General features: G+C 62.4%; 13 protein-coding genes. 11 read left to right on the top strand and 2 right to left on the bottom strand.

All coding sequences use genetic code 11. The annotated features are described in order from the left end of the window. Window positions 1–69: 69 nt before the first annotated feature. Window positions 70–1,518 carry an aldehyde dehydrogenase gene (locus tag ASE69_RS03915; protein ID WP_235518068.1) on the bottom strand — a complete coding sequence of 483 codons (1,449 nt, stop codon included), beginning with the start codon at window positions 1,516–1,518 and terminating at the stop codon, window positions 70–72. Between the two features lie 678 nt (window positions 1,519–2,196). After that, the gene (locus tag ASE69_RS03910) at window positions 2,197–3,108 is read right to left on the bottom strand and encodes a helix-turn-helix domain-containing protein (protein WP_056483300.1); all 912 of its coding nucleotides are present in this window, start codon (window positions 3,106–3,108) and stop codon (window positions 2,197–2,199) included. A 128-nt stretch (window positions 3,109–3,236) separates the two neighbouring features. Between ASE69_RS03910 and pobA the strand changes: the two genes are divergently transcribed. From pobA to ASE69_RS03855, 11 genes are all read left to right on the top strand, one after another. After that, window positions 3,237–4,418, top strand: a complete 1,182-nt coding sequence (gene pobA / locus ASE69_RS03905; protein ID WP_056483297.1) for a 4-hydroxybenzoate 3-monooxygenase — start codon at window positions 3,237–3,239, stop codon at window positions 4,416–4,418. 14 nt (window positions 4,419–4,432) lie between these two features. Then, a complete protein-coding gene (locus tag ASE69_RS03900; RefSeq protein ID WP_056483430.1) occupies window positions 4,433–5,143 on the top strand; it encodes a CoA transferase subunit A in 711 nt (236 codons plus the stop codon). Beyond that, window positions 5,143–5,805 carry a 3-oxoacid CoA-transferase subunit B gene (locus tag ASE69_RS03895; RefSeq protein ID WP_056483294.1) on the top strand — a complete coding sequence of 221 codons (663 nt, stop codon included), beginning with the start codon at window positions 5,143–5,145 and terminating at the stop codon, window positions 5,803–5,805. Before ASE69_RS03900 ends, ASE69_RS03895 begins: the two co-directional genes overlap by 1 nt. Beyond that, a complete protein-coding gene (gene pcaH / locus ASE69_RS03890) occupies window positions 5,802–6,518 on the top strand; it encodes a protocatechuate 3,4-dioxygenase subunit beta (RefSeq protein ID WP_056483291.1) in 717 nt (238 codons plus the stop codon). Before ASE69_RS03895 ends, pcaH begins: the two co-directional genes overlap by 4 nt. Further along, the gene (gene pcaG, locus ASE69_RS03885) at window positions 6,508–7,221 is read left to right on the top strand and encodes a protocatechuate 3,4-dioxygenase subunit alpha (RefSeq protein ID WP_056483287.1); all 714 of its coding nucleotides are present in this window, start codon (window positions 6,508–6,510) and stop codon (window positions 7,219–7,221) included. The genes pcaH and pcaG overlap by 11 nt, the downstream gene beginning before the upstream one ends. A gap of 6 nt (window positions 7,222–7,227) precedes the next feature. After that, entirely contained in the window at window positions 7,228–8,370 is a 1,143-nt protein-coding gene (locus tag ASE69_RS03880; RefSeq protein WP_056483284.1) for a lyase family protein, read from the top strand. Window positions 8,371–8,374: 4 nt separating this feature from the next. Continuing rightward, window positions 8,375–9,562, top strand: coding sequence for a 3-oxoadipate enol-lactonase (pcaD, locus tag ASE69_RS03875; RefSeq protein ID WP_056483282.1), 1,188 nt, complete (start codon window positions 8,375–8,377; stop codon window positions 9,560–9,562). A 5-nt stretch (window positions 9,563–9,567) separates the two neighbouring features. Beyond that, the gene (gene pcaF / locus ASE69_RS03870) at window positions 9,568–10,773 is read left to right on the top strand and encodes a 3-oxoadipyl-CoA thiolase (RefSeq protein WP_056483280.1); all 1,206 of its coding nucleotides are present in this window, start codon (window positions 9,568–9,570) and stop codon (window positions 10,771–10,773) included. Window positions 10,774–11,070: 297 nt separating this feature from the next. Continuing rightward, on the top strand, window positions 11,071–11,523 hold the full coding sequence (locus ASE69_RS03865; protein ID WP_056483277.1) for a MarR family winged helix-turn-helix transcriptional regulator: 453 nt from the start codon (window positions 11,071–11,073) through the stop codon (window positions 11,521–11,523). A gap of 66 nt (window positions 11,524–11,589) precedes the next feature. Continuing rightward, window positions 11,590–12,636 carry an aromatic ring-hydroxylating dioxygenase subunit alpha gene (locus ASE69_RS03860; protein WP_056483274.1) on the top strand — a complete coding sequence of 349 codons (1,047 nt, stop codon included), beginning with the start codon at window positions 11,590–11,592 and terminating at the stop codon, window positions 12,634–12,636. Further along, entirely contained in the window at window positions 12,633–13,628 is a 996-nt protein-coding gene (locus ASE69_RS03855) for a PDR/VanB family oxidoreductase (protein ID WP_056483427.1), read from the top strand. The genes ASE69_RS03860 and ASE69_RS03855 overlap by 4 nt, the downstream gene beginning before the upstream one ends. Window positions 13,629–14,301 lie beyond the last annotated feature (673 nt).

Genomic DNA, 14,301 nt, shown 5'->3' with positions numbered 1-14,301 from the left:
CCGGTCCAGGCAGGCGGCATCGGTGCGGCAAGGCGCATCCGCCCCTCCGAGGGCGGGAGGGTGGAAATCTTAGATCGGGTAATGGCCGGACTGCGTCTCGATCGTAACCCAGCGAAGTTCGGTGAAGCTGTCCATGCCGGCCTTGCCGCCGAAGCGGCCGTAACCCGACGACTTGACCCCGCCGAACGGCATCTGCGCCTCGTCATGCACGGTTGGGCCATTGATATGGCAGATGCCCGACTTGATCAGCTTGGCGACGCGAAGTCCCCGCGCTGTATCGCGCGTGAACACGGCCGCCGACAGGCCATATTCGGTATCGTTGGCGAGCTCGATCGCATGGGCCTCGTCGCGCGCGCGAGCGATGCCGACGACCGGGCCGAAACTCTCGTCGCGGAACAGCTTCATTGCGGGGGTCACCCGGTCGATCACGTGCGCGGGCATCAGCACGCCCTGCGACGGGCCGCCGTTCAGTTGCACCGCGCCTTGTGCCAGCGCGTCCTCGATCAGCGATCCCACATGCGTGACGGTCTTGGTATCGACGACGGCACCGAGCGGTGTCTTGCCATCGCGGGGATCGCCAACCGGCATTGTGCCGACCTTTTCCGAAAATTTCTCGGCAAACGCGTCGGCGACGCTATCGACGACGATGATCCGCTCGGTCGACATGCAGATCTGGCCCTGGTTCATGAACGCGCCGAACGCCGCGGCCTTGACCGCTTCGTCGAGGTCGGCATCCTCGAGCACGATCAGCGGCGCCTTGCCGCCAAGTTCGAGCAGCACAGGCTTCAGGTGCTCGGCCGCGCGCTTGGCGATGATACGGCCAACATGCGTCGATCCGGTGAAGTTAATGCGCTTGACGGCGGGATGGTCGATCAGCGCACCGACGATCTCGCCGGCATTTGCGGGGGCGTTGCTGATCAGATTGACCACGCCTTCGCCGAGCCCGGCGTCCTCGAACGCCTCGACGATTAGCGCGTGCGTGCGCGGGCATTGCTCCGACGCCTTGAGCACGACCGTATTGCCGCACGCCAGCGGCATGGCGATCGCGCGCACGCCTAGGATGATCGGCGCGTTCCACGGCGCGATGCCGACCATCACGCCGACGGGTTCGCGAAGTGCCATCGCGATGCAGCCTGGTTTGTCGGAGGGGATGACTTCCCCCTGGATCTGCGTCGTCATTGCTGCCGCCTCGCGCACGATACCGGCGGCGAGCATCAGGTTGAACCCGGCCCAGCCCTGCGTCGCGCCGATCTCGCTCATCATTGCCTCGATGAACTGCGGCGCCTTGGCCTGCAGTGCGTCAGCCGCCTTGTTGAGCAAAGCGCGACGGGCGTTAGGGCCAAGCGCCGACCAGATGGGAAACGCGGCTGCAGCGGCGGCGCAGGCGGCATCGACGTCAGCGACGGTCGCCGCCCTGGCGGTGGTCGCGACCTTGCCGGTCATCGGGTCCAGTCGGTCGAAGGTCGGGCCGGTGTCCGGCATCGTCCTGCCGTCCGCCGCCGGAATCGCGGTTGCCATCAAGCTCTCTCCCTTATTATTGCTATGACACATAACGTATAGTTTTCAGCGGGACAATGATTTTGTTCGCGAGATCGTGGCCCGATTACCGGATAAACGTCTGCCGCCAGCCGCTAGCGACCCGCAGGACGCCTGTTCCAGCTCGCGATGTCGAGGCTCGAACTCCGGTACCGCCGAAAGGATGTCTTGAACCGCCGTGGAAAGAAAAGCGCCAGGAATAGGCGGGATCCATGAACCCCACCGAACACGCGGCCTGCGCCACGCTCCTTTTGAGTGGAGAGCAACCAACGCGCTTTCAGCACCGCGCGTTCGACGAGTATCAGCGATGGCGATAGTCCCGCAGAGTGCTTGCTCGGCGCGAAGCGCGCTCTCGCTGACGCAGAGTACTGCGGCATCAGCAGCGACTGGCTTACGCCAGTGATAGCGGCCTTTGATCTATTGTAGGCCAAGACGAGAACATCAGCTTTTGTCGCAGGGGCGGTAAGGGCGGCACCGTAGAGTTGGCCAGAGGCGAAGAGGGCCAGTTTGTCGATGGGCGCTAGGCGCTAGGCTGCGTACTCTACGCTGACGAGCGCCTGAGCATTGTCCCATCCGACAGCTTCGGCATGACCCGTATTAGGCTGCTCCTCACACAATAACGAGCAGCGCCGGCCGTCCGCAGAGGAAGGCTTACACAAGCTACTCCTGTATGGATCCGTCAATTCGAGCGTCACGCTTTGTATCGCGCTGTTGGCGGTACCGCGTGGGAGACTTCCCGGAATGCCGGGTAAAAAACCGCGTGAAATACGCAGGATCGGTGAAGCCAAGGGCGTAGCCAATCTCTGCCACGGACAGATGCGAATAGAGTAATGCGCGTCGGGCCTCGAGGATCGCGCGTTGATCGAGCATGGCCGCCGGTGAACGCCCCGCAATTCGCGCGCATGCCATCCGCAGACTGGTCTCGCTCGTACCGAGATCGCAAGCGTGTGTCGCGATGCTCTCCCGTAGGCGGAACCGGTCTTCAATACGAGCGCGGAAGCGGGCGACCAAACTGGCATATTGCCCGCGATCGAGCGCGGAACCGGTATCGCTCGCAGGCAGGACGCGCAGGGAAACCACGAGCATCGCGAGAAGCGCCGCCTCCACCGCGGCATAATGGCCTTTGGTGGACCAGGCGACTTCCTGTCGGAGGGTCGCCATGCCGTCGGATAGGCGCGCTATCGCTGCGGTGTCCGGAGTAACCGCAAGCGGACGGTCGAAGACCGGTTCGACGTCCGGGTGACGGGCGGCAAGATTCTCGAAGTACGTCCGGGCCAGTGTAAGGACCGAGCCAGACGATTCCGTCGTCCAGTGGAAGCCGTGGATGACGCCTGCGGGGACTAGTAGCAGCGCCGGTGCATCGAAGTGCATGGCAACGTCCTCGGCCTGCATAGCCCCACCGCCCGACGTAATCAGGAACATCTGGACTAGATCTGCGTGAGCATGTGGTTGGATCGTCCATTCGCTGGGTCGCGATCGATCGTCCAAGTGTTCGACGTGAATAAACCCGTCGGCGACAGCACGGTGCGGTTCACCGTACAGGTAGAAGCTCGGGACAGCCAAGGTGGACATGCGAGCACCCTATCGCCTTTGCCGAATAATCCAAAACATCGGTTGTCTGTGGCATGGCCGGATGCGTTGGACACGCGCACCAATCGGACAAGAGCGGATTGAACCGCTGGCGAGAGGATGGACAACGGATGCGCACACAGGTTGCGATCATCGGCGCAGGGCCAGCGGGCATGTTTCTGGCGCATTTGCTACGCCGCGACGGCATCGATGCGGTCGTCATCGAACGGCGCGACCGTGCCTATGTCGAGGGGCGGGTCAGGGCCGGCGTGCTCGAGCAGGTCACCGTCGACCTGATGCATCGGCTCGGATTGGCCAAGCGCCTGGTGCGGGAAGGGTTGGTGCATGGAGGCACGAACCTGTCACTCGATGGCCGACTATTCCGGATCGATATGGCTGCGCTGACAGGCGGATCGACAGTGACGGTTTACGGCCAGCAAGAGGTGATGCGCGACCTGTTCGATGCAGCCGAGGCGAACGACCTGCCGATTGTGTGGAACGCCGTGAACGTAACGCTCGATGGCCTGGATGGCGACCAGCCGACGGTGTCCTGGCAGGCGGACGAAGCTCATCAGACTTTGGCCTGCGACTTTGTCGTTGGGTGCGACGGCTATCACGGGATCAGCCGGTCAGCGATCCCCGCTGACGTGCTGAAAACGTTCGAACGCGTTTATCCCTTCGGCTGGCTCGGCATTCTGGCAGACGTGCCACCGGCGGATCATGAACTTATCTACGCCAATCACGAACGCGGTTTTGCACTGGCGTCGATGCGCTCGGCGACGCGGAGCCGCTATTACATCCAGTGCGGTGTCGACGAGAATGTCGCGGACTGGTCCGACGATCGGTTCTGGGACGAGCTATGCCTACGCCTCGGCCCGGAAACCGCGGCGAAGGTCACGCGTGGGCCGTCTTTCGAAAAAGCGATCGCGCCGCTTCGGTCCTTCGTATCGGAACCAATGCGCTGGGGCCGGCTGTTCCTGGCAGGTGATGCCGCGCATATCGTCCCGCCGACCGGCGCCAAGGGCATGAACCTCGCCGTATCCGACGTGACGATGCTGGGCGAAGCGTTTGCAGAGCATTATGGCGAACGCTCCGATGCGGGGATCGACGGGTATTCCGCACGCGCGCTGGCGCGGGTCTGGAAAGCCGAGCGCTTCTCGTGGTGGTTTACCTCCGTCACCCACCGCTTTCCGACGATGGATGGGTTCGACCGACGTATCCAGATGGCCGAACTCGACTACATTCGTGGGTCCGAGGCGGCGCAGCGGACGCTCGCGGAGAACTACGTCGGTCTTCCCATGACAGCCGCGTGAAGGATCAAGGCAGCATGAAGAACAAGGTTTACGAGAACCCCGCAGCCGCGCTCGACGGGCTGCTGTTCGACGGCATGACGATCATGTCGGGCGGGTTCGGCCTGTCGGGCAATCCCGAGAGCCTGATCCCGGAGGTCCGCGCGTCTCGCGTCAAGAACCTGACCGTCATTTCGAACAATGCTGGGGCTGATGGCTTTGGTCTCTGGATGCTCCTCGAGACGCGCCAGATCGCCAAGATGGTTTCGAGCTATGTCGGCGAGAACAAGCTGTTCGAACAGCAATATCTCAGCGGCGAGCTCGAACTGGAACTGACGCCGCAGGGGACGCTGGCAGAGCGGATCCGCGCTGGCGGTGCGGGTATCCCGGCCTTCTATACGAAGACCGGGGTCGGCACCGTCGTCGCGGAAGGCAAGCCGGTGGAGACGTTCGATGGTGAGGAGTATGTCCGCGAGACGTGGCTGCGCGCCGATCTGTCGATCATCAAGGCGTGGCGCGCGGATCCGGCTGGGAACCTGATGTTCCGCAAGACCGCCCGCAACTTTAACCCGAACATGGCGACCGCGGGCACGGTGACGGTGGTCGAGGTCGAGGAGATCGTGCCGGCTGGCAGTTTCGACCCCGACTGTATTCATACGCCCGGCATCTTCGTCGATCGCATCGTGCTGTCGACGATCAATGAAAAGCGGATCGAGAAGCTGACGGTTCGCGAAACGGAGACCGTGTGATGGGTTGGACTCGCGAACAGATGGCGGCGCGTGCGGCGCAGGAACTGCAAGATGGCTTCTACGTCAACCTTGGCATTGGTATCCCGACGTTGGTAGCGAACTATGTCCCCGAGGGGCTCGACGTGACGTTGCAGTCGGAGAACGGCATGCTCGGTATCGGGCCGTTCCCGACGCGCGATGCCGTCGATCCTGATCTTATCAACGCGGGCAAGCAGACGATCACCGCGCTGCCGACGTCCAGCTTCTTTTCCAGCGCAGACAGCTTTGCGATGATCCGTGGCGGGCATATTGACATGGCGGTCCTCGGCGCGATGGAGGTCGCCGCCAATGGTGACATCGCCAACTGGACGATCCCCGGCAAGATGGTGAAAGGGATGGGCGGCGCGATGGACTTGGTCGCGGGTGTCCGCAAAGTGGTGGTCGTGATGGATCACGCGAACAAGGCAGGCGAGCCCAAGATCCTGGAGGCGTGCACGCTGCCGCTCACCGGCAAAGGCGTCGTCGACCTGATCATCACCGACCTATGTGTGCTCGCCTGCGACAAGAAGGCAGGCGGTCTGACGCTGGTCGAACTGGCGCCGGGCGTGACGCTGGACGAGTTACGGACGAAGACCAGTGCGGCGTTCGATGCGGGCGCCTTCGAGCAGGAGGGTGCGGCATGACCGACGTTCTCGCCTATTCGCCGGACGAGGCGGGGCTGTCGCCCTCGCTGCATCCGGACTATCGCTCGACGGTCGACCGCAGCCCACGCCAGCCCCTGATCGTAATCCCTCCGACGCTAACGGAGGCGACCGGTCCCAGCGCGTGGGACCGCCTGATGGTGGGCCCCTCGGGGATCGATCTGACTGCGCAGCATGCGGGTGTGCCACAGGGGCAGCGCATCATCGTCTCCGGCCGCGTGCTCGACGATCGCGCACGCCCGGTGGCCAACACCGTCATCGAGATCTGGCAAGCCAATGCGGCGGGGCGATATATCCATTCGGCGGACAATTGGGATGCGCCGCTCGACCCGAACTTTACCGGGGCCGGACGGGTCGTCACCGATGACGAGGGGCGGTACAGCTACGTCACGATACGGCCAGGTGCATACCCGTGGGGCAACCACAAGAACGCTTGGCGGCCCGGCCATATTCACCTGTCGCTGCTCGGTCCGGCGTTTGCGACACGGCTTGTGACGCAGATGTATTTTCCGGACGATCCGCTGATCGAGATCGACCCGATCGCCAACGCCATCCCGATGCCTGCCCGCCAGCGGATGGTCGGCCGCTTCGATATCAAGAGCACGAAGCCTGCCTGGGCGCTCGGCTATCTGTTTGATATCGTCCTGAAGGGGCGCGACGAGACGCCGTTCGAGGATCACCACCATGACGATTGAGATCGCCCCGGAGATCCCCGTTGAAGACCGCGAGACCGCGCCACGGATCGACAATCAGGATCCGGCGATTTTCGGCCAGACGCCGTGGCAGACGGTCGGGCCCTTCTTCCACTACGGCCTGCCGTGGAAAGGCGGCGCCGATCTTGTAGGTAAATCGGACATGGGCGCTCGCACCGACCTGTTCGGCGAGGAGCATTACCTCCTCAACCTCTCGTCGCCGACCGGCACGCCCGAGGGCGATGTGATCGAGATCGCGGGGCGGGTGCTCGACGCGAAGGGTGTGCCGATCCTCGATGCGATGATCGAGATCTGGCAGGCCAACGCCGCCGGGCGCTATGCGAGCGTCGATGATCCGCGCGACGCGGTGCCGATCGACCCCCATTTCATTGGCTTCGGCCGCGCGTCGGTCGACCCGGACGGGATCTACCGGTTCCGCACCATTCGGCCGGGGCGCGTACCTGGTCCCCGCAACACGCTGCAGGCACCCCATCTGGCAGTGTCGGTGTTCGGGCGGGGTATTATCAAACGGCTCGCGACACGGCTGTATTTCGCCGGCGGCGAAGGCAATGACGATGATCCGGTGCTTGCCGCAGTTCCGCTAGATCGTCGCGAGACGCTGATAGCCCATCAGCAAGACGACGGGCGTTGGTGGTTCGATATCCGGTTGCAGGGCGAAGCCGAGACCGTCTTCTTTGCGGTATGATGTCCAATGACTGATCTTCTCCGCACCCGCCCGGCGACAACGCCAGCGATGTTGGCCGTCTTTGACGACGACGCCACCATTGCTCACGCACTCGCCTTCGAAGGTGCTTTGGCAAGAGCGCAGGCGACGGAAGGGGTGATCTCGGAGGAGCTCGCGCTCGCGATTGTCGACGCCTGTTTAACAACGGCGATCAACTGTGCCGAACTGGCCGAGGAATCAGCGCTGGCCGGTACGCTGGCGATCCCACTCGTCGCCCGCTTGCGTGCCGCCCTGAGTGGTAATGCCAGCAAGGCGGTACACAAGGGAGCGACCAGCCAGGACGTCGCCGACACTGTTTTGATGATGCAGACGCGGGCGGCAACCGAACTGGTACTCACGGACCTCGACCGCATCGTCGATGCCCTTGGCCGTTTGGCTCTGCGTCACGCTGAAACACCGGCGGTCGGCCGTACGTTGTTGCAAGACGCGTTACCCGTCGCGTTCGGTCTTCGGATCGCGCACTGGACGGTCGGTGTCGCCGATGCCGCTCAGCGACTGCGGCGCGATGTCAGGGACCATGCGCGAATCCAGCTTGGGGGCGCCGCAGGTGCACGGGCCGGGCTCGACGGTGCAGGTCTGGCCATCGCATCACATATGGCAAAGGAGCTGGGCCTCGCCATGAGCGAACCATGGCACGCGCGCCGGATCGGTATCGCCGCCATCGGCACCAGCCTGGCCATGGCAATAGGCGCGATTGGCAAGATCGCGCGCGACATAGCGCTTTTGTCGCAGAATACCGTTGGAGAGGCGCGTGAGCCGGCGGTCGCGGGCCGCGGTGGATCATCGGCCATGGCGCATAAGCGCAACCCGACCGGTTGCCAGATCGCGCTGTCGGCAGCGCTGCGCGCACCGGGTTTGGCAGCGACCCTGCTTGTCGGACTGCCGCAGGAAGAAGAGCGTGGGCTTGGCGGCTGGCAGGCGGAGGGGCCGGTACTAGCCGACCTGTTCCTGCTTGCGGCGGGCGCGGCAGAGGCAATGGCTAGCGTCGCTGAAGGGTTGGAGATCGACTACGACGCGATCGCGCGCAATCTGCGTGATGCTAATATTGGTACCGATATCGGCGAGAGCGCGGCGATCGTCGCCGCCCTTGTCTCCAACCTCCAAGGATAACGTTATGCCATTCGCGATCCGTGAGGACGTGCGCCTTTACTGGAAGCTCGACGGCGTCCCCGACCTGCCCGTCCTCGTCCTGCTGAATTCGATCGGCACGGAAATGGCGTTGTGGGAGACCAGCGTCCCGCATTTGCTGCCCGCCTTCAGTCTGCTGCGGATCGATACGCGCGGACACGGCGCATCGGACGCACCTGATGGTGACTATAGCCTGGCTATGTTGGCCGACGATGTCGTCGCCGTTATGGACGCCGCAGGCGTACAGAGTGCAGCCATTGCCGGTGTGTCGCTTGGCGGGATGATCGCGATGGAGCTGGCACTGGCGTACCCGACGCGAGTTACCGCGCTCGCGCTCGTCTGCACGTCTGCGACGATGGATGCGGGCGCATGGCGGGACCGGATCGAGATAGTACGCGCAAGGGGTACGGCAGCCATCGCGGATATGGCCATGGTTCGGTTCCTGTCGCCGCGCTTCGTAGCGACGCATAGTGGCGCTGCCGAGAGCGTGCGTCAGGGCCTGATCGCGATGGCCGATGCCGGTTATGCGGGTTGTGGCGCAGCAATCCGTGATATGGCGCTGATCGATCGGTTGCCAGCGATTGGTATGCCTACGCTGGTCGTTGCGGGCGATCGTGACCTCTCGACGCCGTTTACAGGGCATGGTGAACGCATCGTGGCAGCGGTGCCCGACGCGCATGTAGTGCATCTCGACGCCGCACATCTCGCGCCGATCGAGACGCCGGCCGCGTTGGCAGCAACGCTTCGCGCTTTTCTAAAACCGGCCGATACCCAGGATGCCGCGAACACCTTGTTCGAGGCGGGGCTGCTCAACCGGCGCCGCGTACTTGGCGATGCATGGGTCGACGCGTCGCTCGCCAAGCGGACTGACTTCACCGCAGATTTTCAGGCGATGATCACGCGGATTGCATGGAATGAAATCTGGGGCCGGCCAGGTCTTGATGACCGAAGCCGTCGGTTCATCGTGCTAGCCATCACCGTGGCACTCGGCCGCTGGGAGGAGTTCGCGCTCCACGTTCGCACCGGACTGATGCGCGATGGCTTTACCCGTGAGGAGCTCAAGGAAGTGCTGATGCAAACGGCGATCTACGCAGGTGTACCCGCGGCAAATACCGCTTTCGTCGAAGCGGGCAAGATCATCGCTGAGCTCGACTCCAGCAGCAACAAGGGTTGAATTCTATGACCGATGCTTTCCTCTGCGACGCGATCCGTACCCCCATTGGCCGACTGAACGGGTCGCTTGCCAGCATTCGCGCCGACGATCTGGCCACCATTCCAATCAAGGCGCTGATGGATCGCAATTCGGGCGTCGATTGGGGTGCGGTGGACGACACGATCCTTGGCTGTGCGAACCAAGCCGGCGAGGACAATCGCAATGTCGCGCGCATGGCCGTGTTGCTTGCCGGATTGCCCGAGACGGTGTCGGGATCGACGATCAACCGTCTGTGTGGCTCGGGCCTCGACGCGATCGGGTCGGCAGCGCGGGCGATCCGCAGCGGAGATGCCGAGTTCATGATTGCGGGTGGTGTCGAGAGCATGACACGTGCGCCCTATGTGATGGGCAAAGCACACAGCCCCTTTGATCGGGCGCAGAAGCTGGAGGATACGACCCTGGGCTGGCGGTTCGTCAACCCGGCTATGCGGCATGCCTATGGCGTGGACTCAATGCCGGAAACGGGCGAGAACGTTGCCGACCATTGGCATGTCAGCCGAGAGGATCAGGATCGCTTCGGCCTTGCCAGCCAGGAGAAGGCCGCAGCCGCACAGGCGAGCGGACGGTTCGCTGTCGAGATCGTGCCTGTCACGATTCCGCAGAAGAAGGGCGACCCGATCGTCTTTTCCGCAGACGAACATTTGCGGGCAACCAGCCTGGAGGCGCTCGCAAAGTTGAAGCCGGTCGTGCGGACGGACGGCACCGTGACGGCTGGCAATGCGTCCGGCCTTAACGATGGTGCGGCCGCGACGCTTATCGCGTCGGAAGCCGCAGTGGCGCGACACGGGCTGACCCCTCGCGCACGGATCGTTGCGATGGCAGCGGCTGGGGTTGCACCCAGGATCATGGGCGTGGGACCTATCGAGGCTGCGCGTAAGCTGATGACATTAGGTGGGATCACGCTGGATCAACTTGACGTCATCGAGTTGAACGAAGCGTTCGCCAGCCAGGCGATCGCGACGCTACGTGATCTCGGCATCGATCCGTTCGATGACCCGCGCGTCAATCGCAATGGCGGTGCAATTGCACTCGGTCATCCTCTGGGCATGTCGGGCGCGCGGATCACGATGAGCGCGGTCGAGGAACTTCATCGTACGGGTGGTCGCTACGCAATGGCCTTCATGTGCATCGGCGTAGGGCAGGGGATCGGCTTGCTGCTAGAGCGGGTTTGAGGGGGAAGACCCACGCCAGTTATTCCGCGGACGGTTTGTGGCTTCGTTTTCGATACGTCGTGCAAGCAGCATCAAGGTGCGGCTTGATCTCGACCGCTACATCCCGTTCCTTCCTGTCGTTAGTTTGGCAATACGTCGTCGCCCCGCGCATCCCCGGGGCGACTTGGCGTTAGTGGCGGCCTGATGGCATGCAACTTCGCCATCGGTGCCGTGCTGGGGTTGAGAATCGAAGCCTGAAGCGCGAGTGGCATCCAGCCGACGCTTGCCGACATTCAAACGGCTCGTCATGCCTACGGGATGTCACAGCTCGACCTCGACCGTTACGTGCCCTTCTTCCTCTCGTCGATCGGCAACAAGCTGTCTCGGGGGGCGTCGCGACTGTATCTCGGGAAGTTCGGCATAGGCGTCAACGAATGGCGGCTGCTCGCCAATCTAAAGGTGCGCGGCATCGCGAGCGCCGGGGCAATCTGCGAAGCGAGCGGTATCGACAAGGCTGCGGCAAGTCGGGCTGTTGGCCGTCTGTTGGAGCTGGAGCTCGTTCGTGCGGCTGGAGACCCCAACGATGGTCGCAGCCGGCGGTTGTCGATGACCGAAGCAGGGGAAGCGTTGCACGATCGGATTATCACCGTGGCGTTGGAGCGCGAGCGTGCCTTGCTTACGGGACTGACCGCCTCCGAACGCGATGACCTGATTGAACTGCTTCGAAGGCTCTATGCCAACGTCGAGCTGCTCGATGGTCAATATAGTTGACAACGCAACTATAACGGTGAAATCTTCCGCATCGCCTTGGAAAAAGGGCGCAGTTGGAGAGCTATCATGTACCCGCTCAACGCTTGGTATCCCGCGGCGTGGTCGCACGAAATCGAGCACGCGCTTACGGCACGAAAGATCTGCAACACCGATCTCGTCCTGTACCGGCGTACGGACGGCGTGATCGCCGCGCTGGAAAATGCTTGCTGGCATCGTCTGCTGCCGCTCTCGATGGGCCGACTGCGCGACGATCAGGTTATCTGCGGGTATCACGGGCTGGTATTCAATTCGTCGGGACGATGTACATTCATGCCGGCGCAGCAGACGATCAACCCCTCCGCGCAGGTTCGCGCTTATCCAATCTCGGAAAAGCATCGGCTGGTCTGGGTATGGATGGGCGATCCGGCACTGGCTGATCCTGCGTTGCTTCCCGATTTCCACTGGAACGATAACGATGACTGGGTAGGCGAGGGCGGCACCTTCTACGATCTCGGCTGCGAGTATCGCCTTGTGATCGACAATCTGATGGACCTGACGCACGAAACCTATGTGCACAGCGACAGCATTGGCGACGACAATATTACGAGTGCGTCTTTCGACGTCGAGCATACCGACCGCACCGCAACGATCAGTCGCTGGATGCTTGGGATCGAGCCACCGCCTTTCTGGGCAAAGCAACTTGGACGCCCAGGTACGGTAGATCGCTGGCAGGTCGTGTACTTTCAGGCACCGTCAACCATCGTCGGGCAGGTTGGCGTCGCGGTCGCTGGAAGCGGCGCTCCAGAGGGCGATAAATCGCAGGGCGTCGAAGGCGCTTTCCTCGCTGCTATCGCGCCCGCGACCGACACGACATGTCACTATTTCTGGAATTTTGTTCGCAAATTCCGCCGTGAGGACGCGGACCTGACCCGTGCCCTCAACGTCGCACACGTGAATGGCGGAACGGGCGTCTACGACCAGGACCATGTCGTGCTGGAAGCGCAGCAGAAAGCGATCAGCGCTAACCCGCGTACCCCATTTTATAATCTCAACATCGATGCAGGTGCACTGTGGGCACGTAAGGCCATTGATCGCATGTGCGCGGAGGAGAACGCGCGGGGATCGGCGTCTTGAGCACGAAGCTTGACTGGGAGTCCGCCAAGCTAGTCGATATTGCCGATCTGACGCCGGATATTCGCCTGTTCACGATCAAACGCGAAGGCCGTTTCGTAGCCCCTTCTCCCGGCAGCCATATCAACGTCGTTGTCCTGATAGACGGGCGCCCTGTTACCCGAAGCTATTCGGTCGTTGGCGCGTGCCGGGACGGGCTATACCGCATCGCGGTCAAACGGTTGGCGAACGGCCGGGGTGGCTCGCGCTACATGTGGAGCCTCGAGCCTGGTGCGCATCTCCAGCTGTCGCAGCCCGCTAATCATTTCGATCTCGGCTTCGCGGCACCCGAGTATGTGCTGGTTGCCGGCGGCATTGGTATCACGCCGATCTATGGAATGGCGCTGACGCTGGCCGCGACGAATGTTCATGTCAAAGTGCTATACGCAGCGCGGACACGCGCTGACCTCGCGTTCGCGGCGGATCTGCGCGCGCATCTCGGAACTCGGCTGGAAACGTTGGTTGCAGAGGAGAACGAACGGATCGATCTGCACGCCGTTATCTCTAGCATGCACCCGGACGGCGAACTGTATATCTGCGGCCCTATCGCGTTGATCGAGGATGCGAAATCGCTGTGGCGGTCGTACGGTCGACCTATCGAGCGTCTGCGTTTCGAGACGTTCGGCAATAGTGGACGCTTCGCTGCTACGGCATTCCGTGTCGAGATCCCGCGGCTCGACCTAGCGATCAACGTGGCTGCCGATGAATCGCTGCTCGATGCGCTGGAACGCAGCGGTGTCCCGATGATCGCGGATTGCCGTCGTGGGGAATGCGGATTGTGTGTCCTGCCAATTCTCAAGATCGAAGGGCGTCTCGATCACCGCGACGTTTTTTTTAGTGAAGAACAGAAGGCGTCGAATGACCGACTGTGCACTTGTGTCTCTCGCGTCGACGGGGAAGTAGTGACGTTGGATGTTCCTGATCGCCGTCGTTCGAATACACCGGCAGCCAGTTGAAAGGGCGTGCGGCAGCATACATACCTCGCCACCGGATTCTAAGATGGTCGTTCTGCAATCTCAACTCCTCGCCTGAGTCGAGCGCTCTCTTGGCACGCGACGCGTCCTGTTCGGAGCTAGAGGCACGGAGATAGGCTGGGTGAGTATCTCGCAGTCTCCTATACGTAGTGCTTGTTAGTCCAGTCTTTTTTACATTGCAGAGGGGCGTATAAAGCACCGGGCTGCGAGTGGTCCTTGATAGGCATACCCTAAGAGCACCGGGCTGTCAGAAGTACGGTTCGCACCGACTAGAATCTCGAGAAGTGGGCACGCCCGTGATATCGCGTTGAAGTTCGTGCTATCAATGACACCGCCGTCGCAAGGTTGATCGTCGCGCTGGCGCCGGCGAGATGATCATGCCGTCCGATGCATATCCGTGATCGACGCCGTGACCGCCGTCGCGCTTTGGACTTCCGATGCCTGCGCCGCTGCCGCCATCAGATCGACGTCCGTCAGATCGCGGCGATCGATCCACCATTTGGCGTCAGTGACCTGAAGGCAAGCGTAACAATCGGCGCCGCTATTGGAGTTGATTAGTAAGCGTGGTCTGAAGGTCGCCTTGTAGGCGGAGCGTTCAACGGGTTGATGGCGGCTCTTTGAACGAGGCCGTGATGTCAGACGAGACTATCGAACC

The organism is Sphingomonas sp. Leaf208 (assembly GCF_001421415.1).
In the GTDB taxonomy this organism is placed as follows: domain Bacteria; phylum Pseudomonadota; class Alphaproteobacteria; order Sphingomonadales; family Sphingomonadaceae; genus Sphingomonas.
Note: the sequence above shows the minus strand (reverse complement) of the source record. Positions and strands in the feature narration are given on the sequence as shown.